The organism is Nitrospira sp., assembly GCA_024760545.1.
Classification (GTDB): Bacteria; Nitrospirota; Nitrospiria; order Nitrospirales; family Nitrospiraceae; genus Nitrospira_D.
Window position 1 is genome coordinate 2,557,447 of sequence record CP060501.1, and the last position, 25,457, is coordinate 2,582,903.

At 51.5% G+C, this 25,457-nt stretch carries 27 protein-coding genes and 1 pseudogene; 21 read left to right on the plus strand and 7 right to left on the minus strand.

The window, feature by feature from the left end; translation table 11 throughout:
• The first annotated feature begins 351 nt into the window (after positions 1–351).
• The 15 genes and pseudogenes from H8K03_12065 (at position 352) to H8K03_12135 (ending at position 13,638) form a co-directional block, all read left to right on the plus strand.
• Positions 352–597, plus strand: coding sequence for a hypothetical protein (locus H8K03_12065; protein UVT18562.1), 246 nt, complete (start codon positions 352–354; stop codon positions 595–597).
• A gap of 454 nt (positions 598–1,051) precedes the next feature.
• Positions 1,052–1,891 (plus strand): hypothetical protein, encoded by an 840-nt coding sequence (locus H8K03_12070; protein ID UVT18563.1) that lies wholly within the window; start codon positions 1,052–1,054, stop codon positions 1,889–1,891.
• Between the two features lie 30 nt (positions 1,892–1,921).
• A complete protein-coding gene (locus H8K03_12075) occupies positions 1,922–3,778 on the plus strand; it encodes a hypothetical protein (GenBank protein UVT18564.1) in 1,857 nt (618 codons plus the stop codon).
• Between the two features lie 203 nt (positions 3,779–3,981).
• Complete coding sequence (locus H8K03_12080; GenBank protein ID UVT18565.1) at positions 3,982–5,121, plus strand: hypothetical protein; 1,140 nt, start codon at positions 3,982–3,984, stop codon at positions 5,119–5,121.
• Between the two features lie 257 nt (positions 5,122–5,378).
• A complete protein-coding gene (locus H8K03_12085; GenBank protein ID UVT18566.1) occupies positions 5,379–6,647 on the plus strand; it encodes a hypothetical protein in 1,269 nt (422 codons plus the stop codon).
• 413 nt (positions 6,648–7,060) lie between these two features.
• Positions 7,061–7,274 (plus strand): annotated as a pseudogene (locus tag H8K03_12090) (transposase).
• Between the two features lie 107 nt (positions 7,275–7,381).
• A complete protein-coding gene (locus tag H8K03_12095; protein ID UVT18567.1) occupies positions 7,382–7,696 on the plus strand; it encodes a transposase in 315 nt (104 codons plus the stop codon).
• Positions 7,697–8,385: 689 nt separating this feature from the next.
• Positions 8,386–8,631, plus strand: coding sequence for a hypothetical protein (locus H8K03_12100; GenBank protein UVT18568.1), 246 nt, complete (start codon positions 8,386–8,388; stop codon positions 8,629–8,631).
• Between the two features lie 148 nt (positions 8,632–8,779).
• Positions 8,780–9,115, plus strand: a complete 336-nt coding sequence (locus H8K03_12105; GenBank protein ID UVT22464.1) for an ATP-binding cassette domain-containing protein — start codon at positions 8,780–8,782, stop codon at positions 9,113–9,115.
• Between the two features lie 311 nt (positions 9,116–9,426).
• Complete coding sequence (locus H8K03_12110; GenBank protein ID UVT18569.1) at positions 9,427–9,714, plus strand: hypothetical protein; 288 nt, start codon at positions 9,427–9,429, stop codon at positions 9,712–9,714.
• A 207-nt stretch (positions 9,715–9,921) separates the two neighbouring features.
• Positions 9,922–10,110: a hypothetical protein gene (locus H8K03_12115; protein ID UVT18570.1), complete on the plus strand. Its 189-nt coding sequence runs from the start codon at positions 9,922–9,924 to the stop codon at positions 10,108–10,110.
• A gap of 56 nt (positions 10,111–10,166) precedes the next feature.
• Positions 10,167–10,394, plus strand: a complete 228-nt coding sequence (locus H8K03_12120) for a hypothetical protein (protein ID UVT18571.1) — start codon at positions 10,167–10,169, stop codon at positions 10,392–10,394.
• A 40-nt stretch (positions 10,395–10,434) separates the two neighbouring features.
• Positions 10,435–10,716 carry a hypothetical protein gene (locus H8K03_12125; GenBank protein UVT18572.1) on the plus strand — a complete coding sequence of 94 codons (282 nt, stop codon included), beginning with the start codon at positions 10,435–10,437 and terminating at the stop codon, positions 10,714–10,716.
• 57 nt (positions 10,717–10,773) lie between these two features.
• On the plus strand, positions 10,774–12,153 hold the full coding sequence (gene nhaD, locus H8K03_12130) for a sodium:proton antiporter NhaD (protein UVT18573.1): 1,380 nt from the start codon (positions 10,774–10,776) through the stop codon (positions 12,151–12,153).
• 471 nt (positions 12,154–12,624) lie between these two features.
• Positions 12,625–13,638 carry a sodium:calcium antiporter gene (locus H8K03_12135; protein ID UVT18574.1) on the plus strand — a complete coding sequence of 338 codons (1,014 nt, stop codon included), beginning with the start codon at positions 12,625–12,627 and terminating at the stop codon, positions 13,636–13,638.
• A 348-nt stretch (positions 13,639–13,986) separates the two neighbouring features.
• On the opposite strand, the gene H8K03_12140 is transcribed toward H8K03_12135, so the two are convergent.
• The 6 genes from H8K03_12140 to dndD form a co-directional block, all read right to left on the minus strand.
• The gene (locus H8K03_12140) at positions 13,987–15,066 is read right to left on the minus strand and encodes a tyrosine-type recombinase/integrase (GenBank protein UVT18575.1); all 1,080 of its coding nucleotides are present in this window, start codon (positions 15,064–15,066) and stop codon (positions 13,987–13,989) included.
• Entirely contained in the window at positions 15,053–15,376 is a 324-nt protein-coding gene (locus H8K03_12145; protein ID UVT18576.1) for a helix-turn-helix domain-containing protein, read from the minus strand. The genes H8K03_12140 and H8K03_12145 overlap by 14 nt, the downstream gene beginning before the upstream one ends.
• A 649-nt stretch (positions 15,377–16,025) precedes the next feature.
• Positions 16,026–16,451 carry a hypothetical protein gene (locus tag H8K03_12150; protein UVT18577.1) on the minus strand — a complete coding sequence of 142 codons (426 nt, stop codon included), beginning with the start codon at positions 16,449–16,451 and terminating at the stop codon, positions 16,026–16,028.
• Positions 16,444–16,617, minus strand: a complete 174-nt coding sequence (locus tag H8K03_12155) for a hypothetical protein (protein ID UVT18578.1) — start codon at positions 16,615–16,617, stop codon at positions 16,444–16,446. Before H8K03_12155 ends, H8K03_12150 begins: the two co-directional genes overlap by 8 nt.
• A gap of 1,245 nt (positions 16,618–17,862) precedes the next feature.
• On the minus strand, positions 17,863–18,237 hold the full coding sequence (gene dndE, locus H8K03_12160) for a DNA sulfur modification protein DndE (protein ID UVT18579.1): 375 nt from the start codon (positions 18,235–18,237) through the stop codon (positions 17,863–17,865).
• Positions 18,224–19,183, minus strand: coding sequence for a DNA sulfur modification protein DndD (gene dndD, locus H8K03_12165; GenBank protein UVT18580.1), 960 nt, complete (start codon positions 19,181–19,183; stop codon positions 18,224–18,226). The genes dndE and dndD overlap by 14 nt, the downstream gene beginning before the upstream one ends.
• 131 nt (positions 19,184–19,314) lie before the next feature.
• Here dndD and H8K03_12170 point away from each other — a divergent pair, with 131 nt between their 5' ends.
• On the plus strand, positions 19,315–19,713 hold the full coding sequence (locus H8K03_12170) for a hypothetical protein (GenBank protein ID UVT18581.1): 399 nt from the start codon (positions 19,315–19,317) through the stop codon (positions 19,711–19,713).
• Positions 19,714–20,022: 309 nt separating this feature from the next.
• Here H8K03_12170 and H8K03_12175 read toward each other — a convergent pair whose 3' ends face one another.
• Entirely contained in the window at positions 20,023–20,265 is a 243-nt protein-coding gene (locus tag H8K03_12175; protein UVT18582.1) for a transposase, read from the minus strand.
• Between H8K03_12175 and H8K03_12180 the strand changes: the two genes are divergently transcribed.
• From H8K03_12180 to H8K03_12200, 5 genes are all read left to right on the plus strand, one after another.
• Entirely contained in the window at positions 20,259–20,402 is a 144-nt protein-coding gene (locus H8K03_12180; GenBank protein ID UVT18583.1) for a hypothetical protein, read from the plus strand. The genes H8K03_12175 and H8K03_12180 overlap by 7 nt on opposite strands.
• A gap of 12 nt (positions 20,403–20,414) precedes the next feature.
• A complete protein-coding gene (locus H8K03_12185) occupies positions 20,415–20,585 on the plus strand; it encodes a hypothetical protein (GenBank protein ID UVT18584.1) in 171 nt (56 codons plus the stop codon).
• On the plus strand, positions 20,582–21,412 hold the full coding sequence (locus tag H8K03_12190) for an IS3 family transposase (GenBank protein ID UVT18585.1): 831 nt from the start codon (positions 20,582–20,584) through the stop codon (positions 21,410–21,412). Before H8K03_12185 ends, H8K03_12190 begins: the two co-directional genes overlap by 4 nt.
• Before the next feature lie 898 nt (positions 21,413–22,310).
• Positions 22,311–23,729, plus strand: a complete 1,419-nt coding sequence (locus tag H8K03_12195; GenBank protein UVT18586.1) for a hypothetical protein — start codon at positions 22,311–22,313, stop codon at positions 23,727–23,729.
• A 310-nt stretch (positions 23,730–24,039) separates the two neighbouring features.
• Positions 24,040–25,347: a patatin-like phospholipase family protein gene (locus H8K03_12200; protein ID UVT18587.1), complete on the plus strand. Its 1,308-nt coding sequence runs from the start codon at positions 24,040–24,042 to the stop codon at positions 25,345–25,347.
• Positions 25,348–25,457: the final 110 nt, after the last annotated feature.

Here is a 25,457-nt window from a genome sequence, read left to right on the forward strand (position 1 = left end):
CTACGGTCCGGGGAATCTAAAATGTCCTAGCGGAAGACACCTAATAACGCATTGAAGGTGATATGGTTTCCATTGTTCTTGGAGAAATTGAAAGGTACCCTGATTCTTTTCTCGCGCCATTTCCCTCTTCTGCATCAAGCGGTGTTCGAATTGTTCGGTCGCCACGGCTCCAGCCGACCGGCTTACACCTGCGAGGCGCACCGTTCGCGCCAGTAGCCTGTCACTCCCGCTGCGTGGTCCTCTCCGGTCCGCCGGTTCCGGCCTTTGCCTCACGTTTCCTCTGTGACCTGTGCGGTGCCTCTCCTCCTCCCGTGAGAGAGTCACCTTCATTTCACACAAGGAGGAAACAAGATGGCGACCAACACCTCATCCAAACGACCGGCAACCACGCTGCGGTGTGGAAACATCAAGGCGACGATCTGGCAGAACGTCAGCGAGAACGGACCGTTCTTCACAACGACCTTGTCTCGCCCATTCAAGGATCACTCCGGGGCTTGGCGCAACGGCACCTCATTCGGTCTCAACGACCTGGAGGCGCTGATAAATGTCACCTTTGAGGCGAAGGAGTGGATCGCCACTCATGAACTGAAGCGCTGAGGTGCTTCACTGGGAAGCTTCCGGCTCTCTGGGGGCTTCCCTTCAGCCGTTCGCAAGAACCGTCCCGTCCTCAGGCTAGTCGCCACATTACTCCTTGGATGGATATGATGGCTCTGCCCAGCTTCTTATCACAAGAAGGTCGCGTAAGCGCCAGCGAGAACAACATGAAAACCGTGAGCCAACAGTGCATCAATGGCAGGTTCAGTCGCAATGAAACCACATGATATGTGAATCATGTATTACTAGGGCCAAATGTCTCTAGACTGAAGTGGAATAGACAGTGTCATAGATAATGCTATTGTTGGCACCACTATGGGGTAAAAAACCGAATCCTCAGCTCGCCTGTAATCAGTCCGCCTCACTATCCCAACCGCTCTAACAAGCTAACGCCGATCAAACGGGAGACTGTTGATCCAACGTTTGTCAGCGATTCTCAGCAAATTAAGGTGAACATATGGCACGTATTGGAAACTTCCAATTGGTGGTCCAAACGCGGGATGAAGACAACGCTGGAAGTACTAATCTGATTCGTCTTTTTTCCGGGTTTACGGAGGTAGCGAATTTTAAAAAGACCCCTCCAGCCCGCGGGAAGGCCAAAATGTATTTTGCCAATGTCGATTTAGATTATGACCAATTTCTTTCCAATGCAATTTCCCTTGCCATGACAAGTAATGACGCTTGGGCTCCCAGGTCAGCCTTTCTCTTTGGATTGGTCATATCCAACGGCGCTATGATTATGCCTCTCGCACAAAACTTCTTCCTGCACCCCAATTCTTGGGTGAGCCAGGATGTCAGCAAAGGTCTAGACCGTTGGCCAATGCAATCGCTTGCTCGTGCAACCCCTAGCGATCCGCTCGATACACTGATCTTTTGTATGATGACCGCTGACATGGCCAATGCTGAAAGTCCTGGGCCTTTTGAGCTATCACTGTTCGGCAATGTGGGAGGACAGCCTGTACTGGTCTATCAAACCGTGTTAGCAACCGTGGGAACGCAGAACCCGGCAGAAAGGGATGGAACATACTTGACCATGTTGCCAATTTGGTCGCAACTGAATTTCACCGCTGATAAATTGGCTGGAGTGCAAATAGTAAATCGCTCTGATGATTCTTGGTTGCCTGCTGACATACTACTATTTGCGGCGAACAAGCAGCTCACCAAGGCACGCCTCCTTAGTAGATGGCCCATAGACGGCAGTCACTTAGTGAGCCAGGATCCACATGATAGCGAAACGAAAACATTTAGGGCACATCAAGCTGTAGCCTTCCCAATTCGCTTGGATAACTTAGTCTGAGGCGCGCACCCTATAGCCAATGGAAGCATTATGCCACAGCTCATCCCTGATCAACTGCGCGACCAACTTGTCAAAGAAGCACTAGAGTCGTTCAACGACATATCGGACTGGACTCAAGCCAGGCCAGCTGGGTTCAGACCAGTTTATGACATCGATGGAAATGCCGCCTACTATGAAGTGAGCATTAATGACCGCCAGGGAATAAACAGAGGATATGTATTAGTCGCTGCAACAGAAAACGACTTGCCCATCTTAGAGTTAAGTGAAACTGCAAGACCTCCATCGCATCAACTGGCTGTAATGGTTGGAGATCAGAATTTTAAGATGGTGTATTTTGGGCCAGGTTATATCGCGGCTGAAGATACGAATGGTAATCTTATTGCAGAAATAGGTGAACGCCCCACTGTTATTCCTTCTGAGGCCAGACTTCATACCCGTGGCGAAGGTAGTAACTTCAGGCCCGTGCCTCCAAGGGATCCGCTTCCAGCCGTCCCTCGACAAGAAATCAAGCGTAGACTGACTCAGTGGTCTTATGCAGAGTTGAAACGGACCTTCGTCCGTCCACAACCGGCTGCTGAGAATCTAGCGTCATATTGGAGCGCTGCTAAATCGCCTAATAGTCCCTGTACATTTAATGTTCGAGCATCCGCGGATGCTCCAAAAGGTCATTCATATTTCTTGCAGATTCCCCAAAATAAACCACCCAACACCAACGACCATGCGTCCGGGTGCGGAGCCACTGCTTGGATGAATCTGTTTGGCTGGCACAATCTCAACTTCACTCCTAGTCTGCTAGATGCTGATAGAAGGGACAACGACCCGTACATCGAGAACTTGACGATGGCACTCCATGACTATCTTGGAACTTATGAACCATGGTGGACTTTCGACTCCGATCAGGGCTTCACTTGGCCGGAGGACATGGCGCGTGGCTTCGAATTCGTACGAACCCGACTTCACCATACCGCCGATTACTGGTATCGCCAAGACTGGTGGAATACTGACGAGTCTTGGGTTTTCCAAGTTGGCCGGGATGCAATAAAGAAGAAGCGGCCATTTATCGTCGGCTATTACTCTGACCTACACTATGCAATAGGGTATCAAACGCGGGAATGCACCGGACACATGGTCACTATTCAGGTGGATAGGGCAAATACCATGAATGTGCGGGTCGTTCACCGGTACATTCATATCTATACTGGTTGGAGCAATGACGATTCGAAAGATAAATGGATACCAATATCAACTATCTTTGGCATCTGGGCCGCCTATGATTTTCGGAAACTTCCAAGCGGATCCGTTGGGGAAGAGATCAAGCGATATTTTTGGTCTTCAGGGTGGACGACCGTGGAGTTCTATCAGGAAGGACCTTCGACCTATCTCTTCTCGCTGAAGAGTAATAATGGCCTCGTCCACATCACGCGCATGAACGCCGACGGCACGGTCGGTCCCCGCATTGACACCCGCGATTGGTCCAGCGGATGGACTCACGCTAAGCCATTCCAGATCGGTGCCGCCTCTTTTCTATTGATCCTCAAGGAAGCCACTGGTGAGGCACACATTTACAAGATCAACAGTGGTGGCAGCGTTGGAGCGCAAGTTGCTCGGTATGATTGGTCTGCAGGGTGGACGACCGTGGAGTTCTATCAGGAAGGACCGTGGACCTATCTCTTCACACTAAAGAGTAGTAATGGCCTCGTGCACGTTACGCGCATGAACGCCGACGGCACGGTCGGTCCCCGCATTGACACCCGCGATTGGTCCAGCGGGTGGACTCATGCAAAACCTTTTAAGATAGGCGCCACTACCTTTCTGTGCCTACTCAAAGAAGGGACGGGTGAGTCACACTTTCACAAGATCCACCATGATGGCAGCACTAATGAGTGAGATGCTCAGAGACGAATTAAGCATATCCATGCTTTGGTGCTACAGAAAAGCCGTAATAAGTGAAGTGTGGATGTTGGCTTTTCTCGTATTGTCTACCTTTACTATTTTTAGTTTCGGTGTGGTTGACCTATCGTGAACTATAACAATTCTCCGAACCCTACAGGACGAGCAATCACGACAACCTTAAGGTCAAGGAGCAAAACATGGCTTTATTGTACGCTATAGGCGACGCCTTAGTTGACAAAGAGGAAATTCATGCGGAGGTAACTTCTGGAAAGCTTCAAGAATTCCAAAAGGCTTTGGCGAGCGGACGGGGTTCGGCAAACATTAAATTCCTGTCCGGGACGGCGAATGAGAAGAACGTTTTGGGTTCACTCATCTCAGCAACGGGAAAGCCTATTGACTTTGAACCTATTGGGATCGGCAAACCACTGACAGTTCAGATACGGCATATTTATACAGGAAACGTAGATGATGGCCTTTGGAGTAAAAACGATATGCTTGTGGCCTCCGCAATGAGAAGCGTCTCGACTTTCGATGCTGCGCCTCGAGCCGTGAACTTTCTGGTGCACAAGACGCCGAGCAACCGAAATTTCCGAACCGTGAATGCGACAGAAAAGGGAACGTCATTGATTTATTACACCCATTCACTGGCTCAAGTTTCCAGCGTAATCACGGTCGAGGTGATGTTTTCTGCTTTTGATAACGATGTTTTCGATGCCGTTTCGCAAGCATTCAGTGCAGCGGCAGGCATTCCGGTGTTTGCTCCTGCGAGCGGATATCTAGTAGCGACCGGCCTTGTAACAAAGCTTTTAGGAAGTATTGGGAAAAAACTTTTCAATGGCACTCCGGCACTCAAGCAGACGGAAGAAATAACCTTCATCACTCCTGGGTCCCTCGAAGCTATTGCCAGGTTTGTGCTGTTGACTTCTGACGGTATTCCCCAAGAAACTCTGAAGGATTACAAAGTCAATAAACAAGGTGCACTCGCACGGGTTAACGACGAAAATCAATTATATGATGGCGAATATCCTTACGTTGTAATCAGTTTGGATGGGCGTCAAGTTGACGAATATAAGAGTTTTACCTCAACGGCCGCTTCCGCCGCCCTACTAGACAAATTTTACAATATTACTGAAGGTGGTTCTCAACCTCTCACTATGGTTGTTGATGCATTCAAACTCTACAATGATATGAAGTTTCGCGATCAAGCCATAAATCAAGCCGATAAACTCAAGGAAATAGACAAGGCCACTGATGATTATAAATCTCAGCTCAGCTTATACAATGCTTATGTAAAGAATATCGGAACAAAAGAGCTGAGGCCCCCGGACATATCTTGAGAGTTTTTCAAAATCGGTAGAGTCGGCATTTCATTGCAGGATTTTTAAAGAACAGGGCCTTAAACCTGGTCTTTAGGTGAGACAAACCTGTTCGATGGAAATTCTAAGCTCCGTCATTTCCATCATGTCGCTCGGCCATCTTGACAGATTAATCAGTCTGAGGAATCAGAGTATATTCATGGCAGGGATTCACGAATAACCGTCTTCCTGCAAGATAATAAAGGCACTTCTTCACTGGTATTCCAACAGGTAGAATTATGCAACTCCACCCTGAGGACACCCAGCTGGATATTGCGCGAGCGTGGTTGCGCGAGCTACAAGAAAGGGCCGTAAATACGGTCCTGCAAGGTTCAAATAGGCCACTAGTAACGGATGCTGCGCTAGTGGCGCTTGATCAGATAGTTAGATTCACTCCAACGAAGGATCAGAATCTGGTGCGTCGGGGTGTATTCAAGTATCGACGGGAGTCCGAAATTAGTCGGATCGCACGAGCTAAGTCTATTATTTGTCATGTCGCGCCAGGCCCGTTCGAGGATCCGATCTACTTCGCTATTCTTGCCTATCAAGCAGCATCTGTCGAAATGGCATATGAAGGTTTGTATCAAAAACGGCCTATTCCCGTAGACTTTTCCAAGTTTCTGCTTGGAACTCTTCACTTTCCATTGGTCAATGCCTTCGCGGATAAAATTACAAAAACACCCTATACTATAGTGGTGATTTTCAGTGCGCTAATAGATTTCTTCTATCAGGCCGCCAAGGCTGTTGTCGAGGCCGTGAATCCATTGATGTCGACCGATCCTCGGTCTTCAGTTGTAGTGAATTTTGACCCTGAGGTGATTCGGACTAGATTAGATTCGGACTCACGATCGGCGGAACGTCTTTATCAAACGTTGAGAGGCTACTTTGTCGATGGCAAGGCACGTGCGTCGGCGGGTGAGATAATTCCTCAGGAGCATTATCCGGTTCTGAGCCTTCTAGTGGGGATGGCTGAACGTTGGACCATCGCTCATGAGTATGGACATGGCCTCGCACCCTCGTTCGAGCGGGTACCTCCGACAGTTAATCCCGTTCGGACCGAAGAGTATTTCGCAGATCGTCACGCTACTATTGCCACAGTTTTTTCTGCGGCCAGCCTGGATTCCGTACCCCCTGAAATCCCTCTCGGCGGTGCAATTTTCACGTTGGCATGTTTGGATATTCTCCAGAAAAGTCGCAGTATTTTGCAGACTGGTAAGGAAACGAGTTCGGACGCTGAGCAAGGCACACATCCTGAACCTGTATCCCGTGCAGCTGAAGTTATCAATTGTTTCCGGCAGTTCTTCGATGTCCACTACTACCCGGACAAGGGGTTTGATCTTAAGCTGCTCCTGAGAAAAGAAGTCCCGAAAACGCATGAATTCTCCAGGGAGCACAGTGAGCGAGCTTACAAGTATGCTAATGTCCTTTGGATTCTTTGGAAGCCTGTCAAGGAACGTTTACTCGAAAACCGTCATAACATGCAGCTCCACCCAGTTTGGCGCTTGTAATCCTGCTGCCCCTTAGGCGGCTGCTCGATAAGGACACGATGGCCTAGGCGCTGTAACTGTTTGGGCTGCCGTCACATGGCTTGTGCGCCATCGCGCTGATATCTTGTGAGACTTTCCACTGTTGCATTAAACGGTGCTGAAATTGTTCTGGGCGCCAGCAGCGATGCGCGACCAACACTCGCTAGGGCATCGCTCGTCCCGTCCTGTCGATTTTCGCCGCTCCCTCTAGTTTCCTCCGTGAACTGTACGGTGCCTCTCCTTCTCGCGTGAGAGAGTCACCTACATTTCACACAAGGAGGCGATGCGGCAATATCAAAGCGACGATCTGGCAGAACAACAGCGAGAAGGGACCGTTCTTCGCCACAACCTTCTCCCGCCCGTTCAAGGATCAGGACGTGCTGTACGCATTTGACGAGAACTTCAACGGCAAGTTTCGGGACGAGCTGCTGAACGGAGAACTCTTCTATACGTTGTGGGAAGCACGGGTCATTATTGAAGGCTGGAGGCGCAGGTATAATCAGGTTCGGCACTCACAGTGCCTCAGGCTATCGGCCACCAGCTCCTGAGACGATTGAGCCCCACCCGATGTTGACCCAAAACCCAAAAAGTAGGCCAGTAGGAACTTGAGGAAGGGGCTGGCGGCGTGGTCTTCTTGATTCACAAGGAGGACCCGACGATGGCACGACGACGAGGCGGACATACAGAGGAAGAGATCCTGGCCACCTTGCGACAGGTTGAAACCGGCACGACCCTTTGCCGAAATCTGTCGACAGGTCGGCATTGCCGAACAGACGTTCTATACATGGAAACGGAAATACGCCGGACTCGGCCTGAGCGAACTGCGGGAGCTCCGGCAACTGCGGGAGAAAAACACGAAACTGAAACGGCTGGTGGCCGACAAGAAACGGCGGTCGATTTGCGACTCGAAGGCGTGCAGTTACCGGAGTTGCTCGAATTGCTTCTTGCGATTGAGCAAGCGCCGTATGATTTACACGTCCGCCACCTGCAAATCCGTCCCAAGTTTGACAATCCTGTATATCTCGACGTGAACGTCCGGGTATTGAGCTACGCAAAAAACGGATGAAGGGGGTGCACTGTAATTCGACTTCCTGCTTGTAAGCCTGTGGATCCCAGCTTTGCTTCCGAAGGAATCAGAAAAGCCCTAGGCCGAGGCAAGGGTTCCTCTCCGTTGCTCGATATGCTTCCTGACTTTCAATAACAAAGCCTCTTCGGCAAGCCGCAGTTCATAGGTCTTCTGCAGATTCATCCAGAATTCAGCCGTGGTGTTGAAGAGCACGACGCCACAAACACGAACCGCCCTCTCAACTTTTATACTGCAATCACTGTGGTGAATTTTGTGACAAAACCATGCGGGAATGGCAGGGAAGAGACGGGAACATATAGAATCAATGGAACAGGCTAAGCCCTCAATGCTGCATGGAATATTGGGGCAACCATTGCAAGAGCGAGCGTTCCTAAAAACCATGAGTTTGATCTTTTAAGACGAGAGCCTTATACCTTGGGTGTATCGCTTAATAGCTCGGGTCGCCATCGGCTGTGGCCGACCGGCTAGCACCTGCGAGGCGCATCGCTCACGCCAGTAACCTGTCATTCTCGCTGCTTGTCCTCTCCGGCCCGCCGGTTCCGGCCGCTGTCTCCTGTTTCCTCTGTGAACTGGGCGGTGCCTCTCCTCCTTCCGTGAGAGAGTCACCTGCAGTTCAACAAAGGAGGAAACATCATGGCGGCCAACACTTCATCCAAACGACCGGCGACCACGCTGCGATGTGGGAACATCAAGGCCACGATCTGGCAGAACGTCAGCGAGAAGGGACCGTTCTTCGCAACGACCTTCTCCCGACCGTTCAAGGATCAGGCGGGTGCATGGCATAACGGCACCTCGTTCGGTCTCAATGACCTCGAGGCACTCATGACTGTCGCCTTTGAGGCGAAGGAGTGGATGACCGCTCACACACTGAAGCGCTAAGCCGCTTCAGCGGGAAGCCTCTGGCCATCCAGGGGCTTCCTTTATTCCATGTATCGTCCCGATGTGACACACCATCATAACTTTCTGTAATTATTGCTGAGTGGCGGTATGGCTAAACGATGCACTCTATAGAGTGCTTGCTCGGTAGCTGTTCGATGGTGGGTCTGAACTGAGCATAGGGGAATGGCAGAAAGTGGCGCTTGCTCGAGCGTTACTGCGAGACTCGCAAATTCTCGTGCTCGATGAACCCATCAGTGCGATGGATGCCAACGCAGAGGTCGAGCTGTTCGAGCGGTTTCACGAACTGGCCCAAGGTCGTATATCCATATTGATCAGCCACCGCCTGTCGATGGTAAAAATGGCGGATCGGATCTTTGTTGTCGATGAGAGGCAAATCGTGGAACAAGGGACGCATGATGAACTGATGCGACGGCAAGGACTGTATGCCAGCCTCTTTCTGACCCAAGCCCAGCATTATCAGTGATCCGAGGGTCTGACCGTCGGATGTAGCGTTGAATGCCAACTGAGGGAATTGATCCTCAACGCACGACTATTTTGTAACGTAAAGTTTCCCCTTGCTAGTGGCGAGTAAATTGCGTTCCCTCTACCCTTGGATGTTCGGAAGCTAGCAACACGTTCGTCAAAGTTATCAAAGGCTCGTGCGTATGGCTGGAATCGAACGAAAACACTATGTAGAATGGTTCCCTGTTAGATCTGGATCATTGAGGAGTACTGGGGTGTCTCAGGAGACCCCAAAGACTCTTGCTGCCGGGCAACGATAGGATTTGAGCAATTATGTTTTCCAGCGGTGGCGGTCGTTCTTCTCGTAGCGTGCACGGCCCATTCCTGATTCTGTTCCTCTGTGTCTGCGTCGTGTTTCAGATGTTGGGAGTGCCGGCGACCCTCTTGGATCTTGAAGGTTCCGCCGATCTCATCGCCGCCGCAGCTCTAGAAGGGTTGTCGCTCCCACCGAATGCACCCGCTTCGCCCGTCCAACACGGATCGAGAACGCTCCCTGATGTGCCCTTGACAGTTGCTACGGCGGTTCCACCGAATTCCCTCTTTCATCCTCCGCGTATCTAGTTTCTTACACATTCCAATCGCTGGCCATCCTGCGTGATGTGGAGTGCGCAACGGCCAGACACCACCGCATTCAATCGGTGCGACCGTTGTGGCAAGCCTGCGTGCAGGCAGTGCTCTGTCTTCGGGGCGTCCACGTCTCGGCTGCGACATTCCTCCAGTAGGAATACCTTAACCTGGATGAAAGTGACGAGTTGAAGGAGAGGGGGCATGGATAACATCGTACAGGTGAATCAGGATCTCTACCTCAACATTACTGAGGCGGCGAAGATCGAAGCCCATGGCAAAAGCTTCCGTATCTTGATGAGGAATGGCAATGGAGTACTCACCGAATACTATTGTGATCCGGAGGCCCCGGAGTATCACAAACTGAAGGTACTCCTCACGAAAACAAAATAACCTCCGCCTGGCTTCATCTGGCACGTTATTGCTGTCTAGGCAACGGAGAAACGATCATGACCGCATTTGCCCATAAAGGACGGTCCATCAAACTATGGCCTGGCTTGAAAGATGATGGGACATGGCTGTGCCGCTACCTCATTATTGAAAATGGGAACATCACGTCGGGTTTAATCTACCCTGACGCCTACTTTTCCACGCGCAGTGAGGCAGAAGCGGCCGCATTGAAAGCGGCGCAAAACGTGATCGATGCGCGTGAACCCCTCGGCCCACCGATCATGTGATCGCTGATAACACACACCATACGGAGAGAGGATGCCTCACGTGCAAGATGATATTACGGAAAAGATCAGCATCATACAGAAGTGCCTAGCCAAATCCTTTGTTGTGCTTACTCCAAAGCAGTCTGGTGAACTCTGGATTTTCACGACTGGAGCAAAGCACTTTGAGTTTGGGTTCTTTTGCCCTGTCATGGAAGCGATGCGCCTGCAACAGCTCCAGCGATTCATGGAAACCGAGGTCCTGCCGATGATGCTGCAAAACCCAGGAAAAATGATCTACTTTGGGATCCATGGCCTCAGTGTTCGAGAACGAAACTCCACATGACCTCCGCTTGCGCTAGGGAGTTCTGTTCATAACCACCTTTTTGTTTCGAGATGCAGCATGAATGAACATGAGATGCCGAACTTTGTACATCACTGGACGGGGTATGCGGCGCTGGCCGTGTTTGTTGCCGCCTATCTTCTGGTTATTGTCGAAGAGTCAATTGACCTTCGTAAATCCAAACCGGTCATGGTCGCGGCGGGCACGATCTGGATTTTAACGGCGTTTGCGTATGGCGCACAGAACCAATCCCATGCCGCTGCAGAAATCCTGCGGCATAACCTGCTCGAATATGCCGAGCTGCTGCTGTTCCTTCTCTCCGCCATGACCTTCATCAACACGATGAGCGAGCGCAACATCTTCGAGGCCTTGCGGACGCGTCTGATTTCGTTTGGATTGTCGCTGCGCAGCGTATTCTGGCTCACAGGTATCCTGGCGTTCTTCATCTCCCCCGTGGCCGATAATCTCACGACGGCTTTGGTGATGGGCGCGGTGGTCATGGCGATCGGCGCGGGCAACGGACGCTTCATCGCCTTGGGATGCATCAATGTGGTCGTGGCCGCCAATGCCGGCGGCGCGTTCAGCCCGTTCGGGGATATCACGACGCTGATGGTCTGGCAAAAAGGCGTGGTGAAATTTGGAGAGTTTTTCGCGCTCTTTGTTCCGTCACTCGTCAACTGGCTTGTGCCGGCAGCCGCAATGGCACTGACAATCCCGCGCGACAAGCCGGCAGCCACCATGGAGGATGTGGAGGTCAAGCATGGCAGCTATCTCATTGTTCTGTTGTTTGTACTCACCATCGCCGGCACCGTGGTGATGCACCAGTTTCTTCAGATGCCTCCGTTTCTCGGCATGATGACCGGACTGGGGATTCTTAAATCCTATGGGCATTTTATTCGGCGGAAGGAATTGGACGAATGGACGGACATTCCCGTGCTGGATGACGAGAATACGGGACAGAGGAATGGCTTATTGAAACCTGCCATAAAGCCGTTCGATATTTTCATCAGCATGAAACGCGTGGAATGGGACACGCTGATGTTCTTTTACGGCATCATGCTCTGCGTCGGCGGCCTTGGGGCGCTGGGCTATCTCACCGTGCTGTCCAATTTGCTGTATCAGGACCTGGGCGCGACGTCCGCCAATATCCTCGTGGGGATTCTGTCAGCCCTGATAGACAACATCCCCATCATGTTCGCCGTCTTGAGCATGAACCCAGAGATGAACCTCGGCCAGTGGCTTCTGGTCACGCTAACCGTCGGGGTTGGTGGGTCGCTTCTGTCCATAGGTTCGGCTGCCGGAGTAGCGCTTATGGGGCAAGCGCGGGGGATCTATACCTTCAGGGCGCACCTGAAATGGACTTGGGCGATTGCATTGGGCTATGCAGCCAGTATCGGCGTTCATTGGGTCATGAACGGGCACCTTCTGTCCTTCCACTGACGGCAGCGTAGGCGGGGCGATAGTTCTGCAGCGCTCAACTTGACCGTGAATACGCCCGGACCGGGTGCTCCGGGAAGGGGCATTCCGATGCGACGACGGCCAGAATTCTCGGGTATCTGTTCTTGAAACGTAGTCAAGATCAAAAATGAGAATCACTCACGTCAGCCTCCCAGGACCGGATTGAGTGTGCGAGCGAGGATAATGGCGGTCCAGGCAACATAACCACGGAGCAGCCGTGTGGCAGCTTACCTGCACTCTCGCCGAAGCACTGAGCCATATGCGCAACTAAATTACGCTTGTGTCGTGTAACCATCCTAAGCATCGCAATAATAACTCGCTGTGACAATGGAGCTGTTCGAGGATCTTTCGAGATGAAAGTTGTCTGCAAGGCATGATTGTCTGCATACCCCAGTACTCCAATTGGCCGTGGCCATCTATCGCAGATCGGATCGGAGAGGGAAGGAATAGGGCATGACTTGGGGGATTTTTTTCTTAAGTGCACTCCTAATCATCGCTGCGGGAACAAAACTCTCCCAGTACGGCGACCGGATCGCCGAGCACTCCGGCCTTGGGCGATTGTGGATCGGGGTGGTGCTGCTAGCAGGAGCGACTTCGCTACCGGAAGTCTTCACGGCGGTCAGCGCCGTACTCATGGACGCGCCCAATCTTGCGGTTGGAGATCTGTTCGGGGCGGGGCTCAGCAATATGTTGACGCTGGCCCTAATCGACGTGGCCTATCGTCAGAAGCGAGTATGGCAACAGGCAGCCTTGGAACAGGCGCTGATCGCCAGTTTAGCCGTGATTCTGACCGGATTGGCCGGCCTGTTGATCGTAGTCAAGCAGCCCTTCTTCTCTTTAAATATCGGCCTGGGCACCGTCGCCATTGCCCTGATTTATCTTCTCGGCATGCGCGTCGTCTTTCGACAGGAAGGCATGCGGCGCCGAGCGGAACAACTCGAACGCGTGGTCGAAGCCGAGGAAGCCGCATCCGACCACCCAGCGTCGAGGGGTGCCTTGAAACGGGCTGTGGCGGGGTTTGCGTTGTCCAGCCTGGGCATCCTCGTGGCGGCTCCGTTGCTGGCCGAATCGGCCAAGGAGATTGCCGCAGAGACTGGGATCAGCACCACCTTCATCGGGACCTCGTTGGTCGCCATCACGACCTCGCTGCCGGAACTGGTCACGACGTTTGCAGCCGTGCGCTTAGGCGCGTTTGATCTGGCCGTGGGCAATCTATTCGGGAGCAATGCCTTCAATATGGCGATCCTCTTGCTGGCGGATATCGCATACCGGAAAGGCCCCTTGCTCGGCGCAGTCGAATCGACCCACGCTGTAACCGCCTTTGTAGGCATATTGCTGATGAGCGTCGGCGTGATGGGGATTATCTATCGAGCGGAAAAACGCTTCATACTCATTGAGCCGGACAGTCTCTTGATGATCGTGGGCTATGTGTTGGGGATGTGGCTGCTTTTTCGCTTGGGCGGTTAGAAACAGACGAGTTAGGGAAGGTGGCATTGTGGTGAGGGGTCGCATGCACACGGCCCCCTTATGACCGGACGCTATCGATGACATCCGCTCGCATCGTCCAGGTCGCGGATCGATATACAGTTTCCTCAGATTCGAGATGGTCGTCTCAAAACCTGTGCTAAATTTGTGCTAAAAATCTTCAGAACCGGCAGAATTCCTGTAATCCCACAGAATCAGTAGAAACCCAACAACGCCTCAATTTTTAAGATAAAACGGGGAAACCATCGCAAAACCAAGCCATTGCTGTTATTGAACCTTTCGAACTTTTAAGGCGAGGGCCCTGGGTTCGAGTCCCAGCCGGCTCACCACCTAATTCAATAGGTTACAAACCGATCCTTCCGCGATTGGTGCTTGCTGTGACCAATTTGTGTCCATGGCAAACGGTTTCTCTAAGGCTTTGACGCCGTCGCGTAGGCTATCAGGGCAGTGATGGGCATAACGCTGTGTCATTACACCTGTCTTATGCCCCAACAACAGCTGCACCCTATAAAGATCAATCCCCTTCTGCACCAATCTGCTAGCAAACGTATGGCGTAAGTCATGGAACCGAAAATCGGTCAGACCAGCTCGATCCCGAACCTTGCTGAAGGTCCGGACCAGATACCTCGCCTTCACGCCATTCCCTTGACCTGTGACGAAGACCGAGCCATTTTTCTCAACGTCCGCTCGTTTTTGTAAGAGCAGGGCATACACCACGTTATTCAGCGGAATGGTTCGGCGTTCGTGGTTCTTGCTCTTCATCACCACCAGCGTTCCCCGGACAAAATCGACATCTTTCCACTGCAAGTCGAGGATTTCGGCTTGCCTCATACCCGTGTTCAAGGCAAACACGATAATCTCCTGAAGCCAAGGAGGAGAGGCAGCGAACAGCCGCACCTCTTCTTGTTCCGTCAACCATCGATCGACTTTGTTATGTGCTGGCTCAAGAGTAACCCTGTGCATGGGATTGGTTCGGCACCATTCCCATTCTCGCATCGCCAAGTTGAAGGCATGCCGCACTAATTGCAGTTCCTTGTTGATCGTGGCAGTTGCAGCTTCCTCTGAGCGTCGGCGAGTTCTGTAAGCGACTAGACTTTTAGGAGTGACCTCAACAAGTAGCTTCTCGCCGAAAAGTGGAATCAGGTGCTTGAGAGCCGAACCATCACGCACACGGCTTTTCGGGGCTTTCAAAATCGAGCGTTCGGTTAGATACCGTTCCATCATTTCCTGAAATGTGTGATCCTGCTCTTCAACTCTGTCGAAGAACTTACCTTCGACGATCTGCGTCGTTACCTTCGCGAGAATCGTTGCAGCCAGCCTTTTGTCCGAAGTCTCCGTTGACCTCCGAAATCGTGTGCCGTGAAATCTGAAATCCATCCACCAAACTTTTCCTCTTTTAAAGAGACCCATTCGTATCCTCCTCTCTGAATGGGCTCGCTATTGGTCTGGTTTCCCCGCGGGAAGTATAGACCGCGCGCTTAGCGCGCTCAATCAGGTGATCTACGTCCCTGGCTGATCTTGTGCGACCGTTCTTGAGAGAAGGAGAAGAACATTTGGTGGGCATGTGACACATCTGCAGCCATCGCTCAATGGCATCGATCTCAAACCGGATGACCCCATTGATTTTCAGCGCCGGAATCTTCCCTTGAGCGGTCCAAGCATAGAGGGTTTTATCTTTCACCTGAAGCCGTGCGGCCAAGTCTTTGATGGTCAGAAGCATAGAGAAGGTGGATTTAAGCGATCAAAGTTAGACTCACACACTCTTCATCGATCGAGATATCGGACTTCCAACGTGACGTTGCGATCATTGCAGAACCCATAGGGGGTTAAGTCGTCAACCGCTGACAGTTGTCAACCTCGATTTAGCATCTGTCACTAGCATGCAACTGCGGCTTCGCTTACCCGCATCATTCGGTTGTCAGGAAGGACCCGCCAACCTGTTAGCGTCTAAACTGCGGTGCCCATCGGGACATCAATCGAGCACTTGTCGAGACTTTGAGGTTCGCTCATATTGCCCAATAAAACGGCTACTTTTTCTTTTCCAATTTCGCGGTGACGTGTGGAGAGGGAAGACGGTCGGTCTACATCAAAAAGCTCTAGAGATTTTGACCCGCATATCCCCGACGTCATGCCTGGCCCCGACCGGGCCCTGGGAGCCCGGTCGGGAGGGTGCGGTCTACCAGGGTGTTGGACCACAGGCCCTATCCTGTGGTGAGGCAAGGCTCCGAATGCTGCCTTGCTTTCCTCTGTCAATCGACCGCGCCGGCGCGCGCATAGCGACTGACTTTCTTCGATGCCTAAGGGGGTACGGGTACTGCTGCAGGTAGTGGTATGGGTCAAGGTACCGCTAAGAGTGAGAGTATTTAAGATCATAGTCTCCCTGCTGCAATCTCCAACAACTCATCGATGATCGAGTATTGCGCTGCCTCCGCCCTCGCCGTGCCATTAGCGGTGGTGTCCACAGTCTTGATCCGAGCGATGAAGTACTTGTCTCGGAACACTTGAGTCGATAGTCGATCCCGACGCCGCGGACGGTGTCCTGATGCCATGGCCCATGTCCGATAATATTTGCATCCGATCGTCCACTGGTTTTTCGGAGGGACATTGGCCGCCATATATAGTCGGAGACCGGCATATTCGGTCGGATGGACAATCTCGAAGTGGAGAAAGATCTTAAGCCGCTTGCCCCATAGCCATTTCTTTTCAGCGCGAATAAATGACACGGTATATCCTCCGGACGGAATCAAGGGAGGAAGCACAGAATCAAAGTCGAGCGTAATGTCGTCCTCACTCATGGTTCACCTCAGAACTCTCGTGACCGGGTCGCTTCGCCTCGCGCGCCGCCTTAAAGAGCTGAACATCCCGTACCAAATAGATACGTTGCCCTGTTGCGGTTCGTCGTGTGAATAGTTGGCCAGCATTGCTTATCTGGCGAAGACGTTGGGTACTCAACTCAAGCATTCGTGCGGCCTCGCCAATCGTTAGCAGTTCATCGAACATGTTCGGAGGATAGAGTAATGCAGGTAACTTCAGACAGGGATAAAAGGGATGACGGAATTTATCAGGGGGATAAAAAGTGAAGTCTATTTATCGGGAGGACCGGTCTCGAAGTGAATCACCTCGACATAGGACGGGGCAGTGAAGGGTTTACCACGTCGTTGAAGAGCCTTGCAGATAGAGACATAGCAAGCAGTCGCTGTTCTTTCGTTCGTGGTCTCCGGGAAACCTCGTTGTTTCGCAGCGTCACGGATGGTCTTGAAGATGAAAAAACATCTATGCACATGGTCAGGCATATACTTGGCAAGCCAAGCCCATTCCTTTTCTGACAAAGCTTCGCTTTTTGTCAGCTCAGTCAATCGGTAGATCCGTGCGTACTTGCGCCTCGTGTCCTCATCAAGCTCTGGCTTTCTACCTGCGAGAATCCGTTCTAAGTCCCCCTGAGTGGGTTTTCCCGCTCGACCGTGCTCCTTGTCTTCCAGCCCTCTCGCAATTGCCTTCAAGGCAGGGATTCTCACCGGTCGTCGTCCGCGCCGTTCTTGATCCCCAGTCGGACGGTAGGCATGCGTTCTCCGCCAAAGATCTCGGAGGATCACCTCACCCTTCTTAGCGAATACATTCTCGCCAGCGTCATCAGACAGTAGAGGGACGAGATGCTCTTCGAGAAAAGCTGATGGATTACCACCGGGTAGTCCAGGGGGCTCTATCCGAGGATCAGGCCCAAAGTCAAACTTAGGCTTTTGAGATTTCTCCTGCATACCCAGATATGTCCTTCATTTGCACAGCCGATAGCCGTTCAACTGAGTGGTTATTAAATGCACAGTCCAGATGACGAGCGAGAAAGAATAGTATTTGTTGCTAGCCTTAGGGATCAAAGAATATGCGCATGATCGATTGTTCGTCTTGCAGTATCAACCGCAATTCGTACCGATGTTGAATCCTATCACTGTTCCATCAGCCTGAAGAATCTGATCATGGATAGTGAATAGCGGATTGTACGCGTCACTTCGCTCCTCTTTTGTCATGGTGAAGTAATCCTGAGTGTGTAGGCGAGGAACTAGAGAAGTGGCCAGAGGCTAAGGGAAACTTGTCACAGAGACCTAAAACGGAACCGAAGGTGGCTGTTGCCTGCGTTAGTGCATTTTCTCCACAGAACGGCGAATTCGGAACAGCAGGATGAACCTCAGGATACATACTGTCCAGTTGTATCTAAGTAGTTGAACTGGTTTCCGGTACGAAGCTAAGGAGGTCTGGTAATCCCTTCACGCGGCCCTGAAGGAGGGTGATTCCTCGATTTACATGGGCACGGAAATACTCAGGAAGTTCTGAAGCATCAACATTCTCCTGGTAACAACGTTGCCGGAGTAAGGCAACGAATAACGCATCGTATTCTCCAAGCAATGTGTATCGATTAAACTCACGGTCCTCTTCTGGATACTCGGCAGGGTTGGGTAAAGACGCTTCGTTCAGAGACAAGCAAAATCCTAGCCTGCATAGAAGGTTGGGGGTCAGACCCGTTTTGCCTGCGAGATGTCTGAGGCGGTTGGAGGAATCCTTCGTCAATCGCAGTTTAGTGAGTTTCATCGTTCCCGCTCCACCAGTACCCCTTCGAAATCTTCGTGCTGTATTCGACTGGATCAAACTCAAGGCTATAAGCCTGTGTTACCGCCTTTTTGAGATCAGAAAAGTACGTCTGATCAATCTCCGTATCTGTCGAAAGGATGATGACCTGGTGACTCGCAGCTGGGAAATATTCCTTTACCAACAATTTCCGATGATCACTATCCAATCGTCCGAGGGGAGTATCAATCATAATCGGTAGAGGACGCCCTGAAATCTTGCCAAGGGCCCACAGCATTGAGACCGCATAGATTTGCTTTTCGCCAGCCGAGAGTTGAGATTTTGGGAGAGGCCGCCCTTGCTTGTCGTACAGGGTCACGGAGAAGTCCTTGGGGTCGATAGTTACACGGCGTAGAGAGTCCTTTTTGCGACAAAGCGCATTGAACGACCTGGTCACGGCATCCTGCAGTTCCAGCACCTTCCTCTCGAGCAATGCCGTTTGGTATTCAGATAGGACGGCTTGTACTTTTGATGCCAGCCTTGTCCGAGACTTTACAGAATCACGCTCCGCAAATGTTGCAAGTTGCTTTTGATAGAGGCGGGTCACTTCGGCCAGTCTGATCTCTGCGGCCGCGCTCTCTTGCTCAATTGTTTTCGCTTGGCGGTCCAATTCAGAGAACCGGTGGTGCAACTGATTCAGCTCTTCAACAAGCGGCTTAATGACCTCGTCGGCAGGGATCTTCTTTAGTGAGACTTCCACCTTGGTGAGATCTCTATGAAAGGACTCTAGCTGCATTCTCATGGCCTGGAGAAATATTGGAACCTCCGTCTTTGCCTGCTGAATCCATGACAGAATCTGACGCCGTTCCGTGGTAGAAATGGGATGAATCGGTTCATCATGGAACGCTGACTCCATTTCCAGCGGTTCATTTACTAATTCGGTCACCTGCCGACGAAGCTTGTTTTTCATCGCCGAAGGAAGGAATGCCCACAGTGGCGCATTCGATATTCGCTGAACCAGCTCCTTCTTAGCCACTTGGAGAAGCTTGATGCCAGCCTCTGACTGTGCCGCTCATTGCGCCATGGGAGGGCTCGATAATATTGGATGATGCGCTGGCTGTAAGCGGAATACCGTTTGCTGAACTTGTTACAGCGAAGTCACTCGAAAGCGTAGTTCAAGATTTTCACCAAATGTTCTGTGGTGGGGGAATCATTCCAATACTTTCAGGATGGAATGTATGGTTCGATGTGATGTTTCTTAAGAGCATGTACTATCGAACCAACACACTATGGCCATTTGGCCATCGCTTCCTCGACGTGCAATCGGTTGCGATGTTTTTATCGCATTTCCGAGCAACTTCCCAAGAAAAGATGATTCGGTCTGTCCTTGGAGAATCTCAAACTCACAGAGCACTCCAGGATGCAAGACACACCGCCATGCTGTTGCGTTTCTTTGCGAAAAATCATACTGGTATAGAGATATTAGTGCGGCCAACATGATTAATGAGATCTCCTGCAACGTGTATACGTGCTACTACTGTGGTGAATTTTGTGTCTAAATTCTGCAAGTATGGAAGGAAAGAGACGGGAACGCAGAGAATCAACGGAATACGATAACCTCGCAATAGTGCAGGGAATAATTGGGAAACCATTGCAATAGCGAGCACTTGTCAAATCCAAACAATTCGAACTTTTAAGGCGAGAGTACGAGTTAATAGAACCTTCAAACGGCGTTCATCTCTGCTTCCATTCCCAGGTGGGTCCTCCCACTGCGTTCAAAAGGCTCTCTTGCCGGCGGCTTTCACGCTGCTACCTCTTTGGGAATGCGATCGTCCACCGATCTGCCACGAGACGCTCTAGTCGGGTATTCTCCTGTTCCAGGCGTGTTAATCGTTTAGCCTGATCCACGCGCAACCCACCGTACTCCTTCTTCCAGCGATAGTAGGACTGCTCAGTGATATCCAGTTTGCGGCAGCCTATCCTGCTCCCCTTGAAATTGAGACCACCTCTACGACAAGGTCCTGATGTGGACCGAGGAGGTGGCAATGGCATCAGAATCCGCAGAACCGATTGAGCGATGGACGGCCAAACGACGCGTGGCGCTGGTCGTGAGTATCCTGAAGGGGGAGATTTCGGTGGCCGAAGCGGCCCGGATGCATGGGCTGATGGTAGCCGAGGTCGAAGACTGACGGGAGAAGTTTTTGTCAGGGGCCGAGAACGCGCTGCGAACGCGGCCGAAGGACGAAGACGCCGTGAAGGACGAGCAGATCAAGAAACTGAAACAGAAGATCGGGGATTTGGTGCTGGATAACGACATCCTTCGGGAGGCGTTGAAACCCTACCCTTTGGACCGGAAGACATCCGACGCGTGAGAAGTACGCTGCCGGATGTCTCGGAGCGGCGGAGTAGCCGGGTGCTTGGTGTAAGCCGAGCCGGCCTGCATCGGATAGACGGGAGCGAGGCGCGACGCCCGGCGGCCGACCCGCCGTGGACCGAGCGGCTGCGCCAGTGGATTCAACAACATCCCACGTTTGGGTATCGACGGCTGTGGGTGCTGTTGCGATTCCGGGACGGGCTCATCGTCAATCGGAAGGCGGTGTATCGCGTGCTGAAGCAGCAGGGATGGTGTATGCACCAGCGCGCCTCCACCCCCCGCCCCCGGGTGCGGGGCTGGGTGAGCCGGGCCAGCCAGAGCGACGAACGATGGGCGATGGATGTGACGCATATTCCCTGTGGGCACGATGGCTGGGGGCATTGGGCGGCCGTGATCGATTGTCATGATCGGGAGATCATCGGGTACGAGTTTGCGCTCCGCAGTCGAGCGAAGGAGGCGGAGCGGGCGGTCGAAGCGGCCTGCCTTGCGCGGTTCGGGACGCTGCGTCCCGTGGGGGCGCCAGTCCTCCGCAGCGACAATGGCCTCATCTTCCGGAGCCGGCGCTTTCGACAGGCCTGTCGAGACTATCGAGTCCAGCAGGAATTCATTACGCCCTACACACCAGAGCAGAACGGGATCATTGAACGATTCTTTCGCAGTCTTAAAGAAGAGTGTGTCTGGCAGCACACGTTCCAGACGTTTGAGGAGGCGCGCCAGATCATTCGGGATTGGGGGCAGTGGTACAACCAGGAGCGGCCACATCAAGCCCTTGGATACCGAAGTCCCGTCCAATACCGGGCGCAACAAATAACCGAGGTGGCTTGATTTTAGGGGAGCACTACACGCCCTCCGGCCCTGAGCTCCCTTTGCCGGGATCGATCCTTACGGTTCGCAGATGGCCAATAATTTCTTCCGCCGTGTACCGTTTACGTGCCATGCGCCCTCATTTCGACGGTCGGCATCCTAACTCCGGATCCGACCTGGTTTATTAGCGAGCAGGTCAATGGATCGAGCCCTACAATCAGCACGCTCGAGACACTGGGTTGGGCATCCGGTTCCCAATCGAGTGCTATGCCGAGTGGATTGTCAAAATCCAAACTTGGCTGTCCAAAATTAGGTGGGCCAGAGCAGGATCATTTAGGATTCAGAATGAATCTATTAGATTCACTGGCGTCATCACACGATTGAAACCTCAAATGATTGGAAGCCGCATCACTAGTATATTTTATTGGAAGAACAGCAGAAGGCACATTACTTGCGTTAGGGTCTGTATAAAGCCTGGATATGATCGTACAGCTCCTTTTTGCGACGCCCGGGGGACGTTGGAAACGGCGGCGGTTGCGTATGCGGAGCGCCTCCATGGCTCTGGTGAGCCCGAAGGAGTGTGATCGAGATTCGGACAGTCGGTTGATCAAGGTGATAACGACGGGAACTACCACCATGATAACGACTCGGGATCCCATCACAACATCAGGGCGCATCTTGACGAAAGCGGTTTTCGTCGAGCGCAATGCTCGATTCGTCGACAGTACCCGTTACCAGTTTTCAGAACCCGGCATTGAGTTGTTTTATTGTTTTGGCTGAGACTTCTAATGAACCGGGGGCACACGTCTCTCTTCAGGCACGAACTATGTACTAAACAAAAGGAAAAGGAACTATGCCAAACGTTGTACGGCTCTGGTTCACGATAATCGGAGTAACTTTGTGTCTCGGGTGTCAAAGCATGGGGAATAACACCTCCTACCTTCTTAAATATAAGAAAGATCTCAGAAAATTCTATGTAGAAGGAATAAAGAATGCTTCAACTGAAGAGGGAAAGACGTCGTTGGCAAATGAAGCAGAAACCTACCTGCCACCCATTTACCTCACGAACATCCCTTTGTCATTATCCGACCACTATGACACACGTAATCCTAGCGACTCCAAAGACGACAAGGCGATCAATCAGGGAGACCCCATCAATCTCATTATCAATAAGGTCCACCTGGCAAATAATGGGGAGTTCCTTTGCGGTTCTTCAATGTGCCTCGATACGGGTGAAATCGCCGTCGTGGTCTCAGTCGATGATGGGAAGGAAGAGGAACCGAAGAATGTCATTGTAGCATACGAAGAAGGGCTCAAGAAGAATGTCGATCTCCCAATCGCCAATCTCCTGGCCTATGCCAACAGTGCGTATGACAATCAACCCATCCGAGTGACGGTGACGGTATTTGAGTTCGATCAACTTGAGAATCAGAATTTCAAAAAGATGTTGGGAACTGCCGCAGGAATTGGCGCAGCCTTTACCCCCGCCTATGCACCCGCTTGGTCAATAGCCACACAGGTTGGGAACTTTCTCATTAATCAGAATAAGGATGACGTGGTGGTCAAGTTTACCTTTCAGCTGTATCCGAGATCGCTTTCTCCGACCAAAAGCAGTGTCCGAGATCTTGGGATGCCTCCCCTTCAAGGCGGAAGCTACATTATTGTGAACACCGTGGATACTCCCCTGATGACGGATATGAAGCAGAAGGTTCACCTGGATTTCGGACTTACCGCATTCCAGATCGAAGTTCCTCATATACCCCCCGTCGTCAAGATCGTGGAAGCTGACCATAAGCTCCATCCATGGCCGATTCCAAATACCTCTGTCCCGCCGAGCTCTCCGCTTGATGAAAGCTACGTCGTCCTAACGGTTGGCAAATCTCCGACCCGCTCAGCGGCCACCATCATCGATCGGCTCAATACGCTGAATCGGAAAACGACGGGTCTTGAAAAGCTAGAGCTGAAATCGGAAGCCGCTGCGGCTCTCTTCGGTCGGGAGTTAGATGATCTCCGAAGTGCGGTGACATGGTATTTTGCAGAGAGCGAATACGCCACCAAGAAGACAGATCCCAAATCTCTTGGGGCGATCCTCAGAATTGCCGATGATCCTCGACTCACCGAAACAGAGAAACGCAAAGCGACAGAGCTAATTGACCGTTTCCTTCCACCTATGAGCAAGCAGTTCAAGGACGCCCACAGAATTTCAAACGACCAAGAAAAAGTTCTCGCGAACCGAAGGGCCTGGTATGAGGCTGTGAAAGAACAGTTGTGGTATGACGCAAGCGATGATCGCTTTGTGTGTAAGAATCACGATGGAAAGAAAGTGGATTGTCTATAGAAGAGGTAAGTGCCACGCTTCGTGAGGGATTACTTTGAAGATGCGAACTGGTCTTTAAGCCGAGGAAGAAGGAGTTTCCTAAGGATTGAGTTGATAGACATGTATCGACAGGTGGAGGTGTTCAGCTCGTAAAACCTTGTGGTGAAGAGTTAGAAGGTCTTCATCGACCATCATTCAGATCTGAAATGTTACTCATACATGGCGGAAGTTTACGACAACATGGGGTTAGTCTTTGGAGCGTCTGAAACAAGTGCTTAACCGGCGTGGCAATTCAAACGATCATTAACCTAATACTCTCTGGAGATTGCCAATGGCCAAAATTGCGATCGCGCTATCCGGAGGTGGCTATCGTGCCTCCCTATTTGGCCTAGGGGTGTTGCTTTATCTGGTTGATGCTCAAAAAAATCGAGAAGTCACCTCTATTGCCTCCGTGTCCGGTGGGTCTATTACTAATGCTTATATAGCCCAAATAAAAGGATACCAAAAGCGAGAAAGCCTGGATTTTTGGGAAAGCATAAGGCCTCTTGTACACACCATTGCTCACAAAACGCTCTGGGCCGCTCCCCTCACCTGGGTGTATCTGCTCACAGTGCTTAGTTTCTTCTTCGCAATCGTCTATGGAAGTTTTTGTGGGAACGACTGGAATGGCTTGATCCAGTGGTTGGTGTTTTGCGGACTGCTCCTACCTTGGGGCTGGCTTTTTCAACAACGAGGAGTCATAGCCGGCCGGGCCTTCGGATCGAATCTTTTCTCTACTTGTGGTAAGCCCATTGCATTAAATGAGATCGATCACACAATCGACCACGTGCTTTGTTCAACACATTTGAATGCTGGAGAGCATTTTTACTTTTCTGGACGATTTGTCTATTCGTATCGTTTTGGATGGGGGCAACCAGGATGTCTACCCCTCCATGCGGCTGTACAGGCTTCGGCTGCCTTCCCGGGAGGATTTCCTCCACGCTGGATGCGTACCCGACGGTTTCAATTTCAGGGAGGAGAACAGCAGCCTGATCCCATTCCCAGCATGGTCATGCTTGTGGATGGAGGAGTGTATGACAACATGGCGGACCAATGGCCGTCAGGGGTTGCGCGTCGTGCCAAGGCAAGGCCTGACCTACAACTTCAGATTCCCGATCAGCTCATCGTCGTCAATTCCTCCGCAGGCCTTAGCTGGTCGTATCTTCACTTGCTCAAGGTTCCCTTGATCGGCGAGTTTCTGTCTTTAGTGCGTGATATCAGTGTGATGTTTGATAATGCTGCGAGTCTACGGATGAAAGAATTGGTGCAAAACTTTTATCACTCCGAAGACTTAAGAGGGGTCTTGGTGAATATTGCACAAAGTCCCTTCAAAATCCCTCGAGCTTTTTTAAAAGGCGAGACTGCCGAAGCCCAGCGTGCACGTGCCGTCATGGAGAAATTAGGTGACGAAAAGGAGTGGGATCGAATAACGCGGGAAGACATGAATGTGTCGACTACTCTGAGTAAGGTGGGAGCAAGGGCGTCTGCCCAACTTATGCGGCATGGCTATGCGTTAGCGATGGTCAACTGTCATGTGATCTTGAATTTTCCGTTACACGAGTTGCCAGAATTGCAACGGTTCCAACAATTGGCTTCCTGACCATGTATCCATACTTAGGAAGAATGGCGTAGGCTCAGTTGACGACATTTAGGTCCGATTGATGTGTAAGAGTACCTCAAGAAAAGAGGAAGAGCGCCAATAATTCTAGA

What these genes read in the sequence shown, in the direction of transcription:
- H8K03_12145 (UVT18576.1), bottom strand. Translation starts at nt 15,376, where the DNA reads ATGCTTCTGACCATCAAAGACTTGGCCGCACGGCTTCAGGTGAAAGAT.
- dndD (UVT18580.1), bottom strand. Translation starts at nt 19,183, where the DNA reads ATGAAAAACAAGCTTCGTCGGCAGGTGACCGAATTAGTAAATGAACCG.
- H8K03_12180 (UVT18583.1), top strand. Translation starts at nt 20,259, where the DNA reads ATGGCATCAGAATCCGCAGAACCGATTGAGCGATGGACGGCCAAACGA.
- H8K03_12065 (UVT18562.1), top strand. Translation starts at nt 352, where the DNA reads ATGGCGACCAACACCTCATCCAAACGACCGGCAACCACGCTGCGGTGT.
- H8K03_12120 (UVT18571.1), top strand. Translation starts at nt 10,167, where the DNA reads ATGACCGCATTTGCCCATAAAGGACGGTCCATCAAACTATGGCCTGGC.
- H8K03_12115 (UVT18570.1), top strand. Translation starts at nt 9,922, where the DNA reads ATGGATAACATCGTACAGGTGAATCAGGATCTCTACCTCAACATTACT.
- H8K03_12085 (UVT18566.1), top strand. Translation starts at nt 5,379, where the DNA reads ATGCAACTCCACCCTGAGGACACCCAGCTGGATATTGCGCGAGCGTGG.
- H8K03_12080 (UVT18565.1), top strand. Translation starts at nt 3,982, where the DNA reads ATGGCTTTATTGTACGCTATAGGCGACGCCTTAGTTGACAAAGAGGAA.
- H8K03_12075 (UVT18564.1), top strand. Translation starts at nt 1,922, where the DNA reads ATGCCACAGCTCATCCCTGATCAACTGCGCGACCAACTTGTCAAAGAA.
- H8K03_12140 (UVT18575.1), bottom strand. Translation starts at nt 15,066, where the DNA reads ATGGGTCTCTTTAAAAGAGGAAAAGTTTGGTGGATGGATTTCAGATTT.
- H8K03_12155 (UVT18578.1), bottom strand. Translation starts at nt 16,617, where the DNA reads ATGCTTGAGTTGAGTACCCAACGTCTTCGCCAGATAAGCAATGCTGGC.
- H8K03_12100 (UVT18568.1), top strand. Translation starts at nt 8,386, where the DNA reads ATGGCGGCCAACACTTCATCCAAACGACCGGCGACCACGCTGCGATGT.
- H8K03_12110 (UVT18569.1), top strand. Translation starts at nt 9,427, where the DNA reads ATGTTTTCCAGCGGTGGCGGTCGTTCTTCTCGTAGCGTGCACGGCCCA.
- nhaD (UVT18573.1), top strand. Translation starts at nt 10,774, where the DNA reads ATGAATGAACATGAGATGCCGAACTTTGTACATCACTGGACGGGGTAT.
- dndE (UVT18579.1), bottom strand. Translation starts at nt 18,237, where the DNA reads ATGAAACTCACTAAACTGCGATTGACGAAGGATTCCTCCAACCGCCTC.
- H8K03_12195 (UVT18586.1), top strand. Translation starts at nt 22,311, where the DNA reads ATGGGGAATAACACCTCCTACCTTCTTAAATATAAGAAAGATCTCAGA.
- H8K03_12070 (UVT18563.1), top strand. Translation starts at nt 1,052, where the DNA reads ATGGCACGTATTGGAAACTTCCAATTGGTGGTCCAAACGCGGGATGAA.
- H8K03_12175 (UVT18582.1), bottom strand. Translation starts at nt 20,265, where the DNA reads ATGCCATTGCCACCTCCTCGGTCCACATCAGGACCTTGTCGTAGAGGT.
- H8K03_12200 (UVT18587.1), top strand. Translation starts at nt 24,040, where the DNA reads ATGGCCAAAATTGCGATCGCGCTATCCGGAGGTGGCTATCGTGCCTCC.
- H8K03_12150 (UVT18577.1), bottom strand. Translation starts at nt 16,451, where the DNA reads ATGAGTGAGGACGACATTACGCTCGACTTTGATTCTGTGCTTCCTCCC.
- H8K03_12135 (UVT18574.1), top strand. Translation starts at nt 12,625, where the DNA reads ATGACTTGGGGGATTTTTTTCTTAAGTGCACTCCTAATCATCGCTGCG.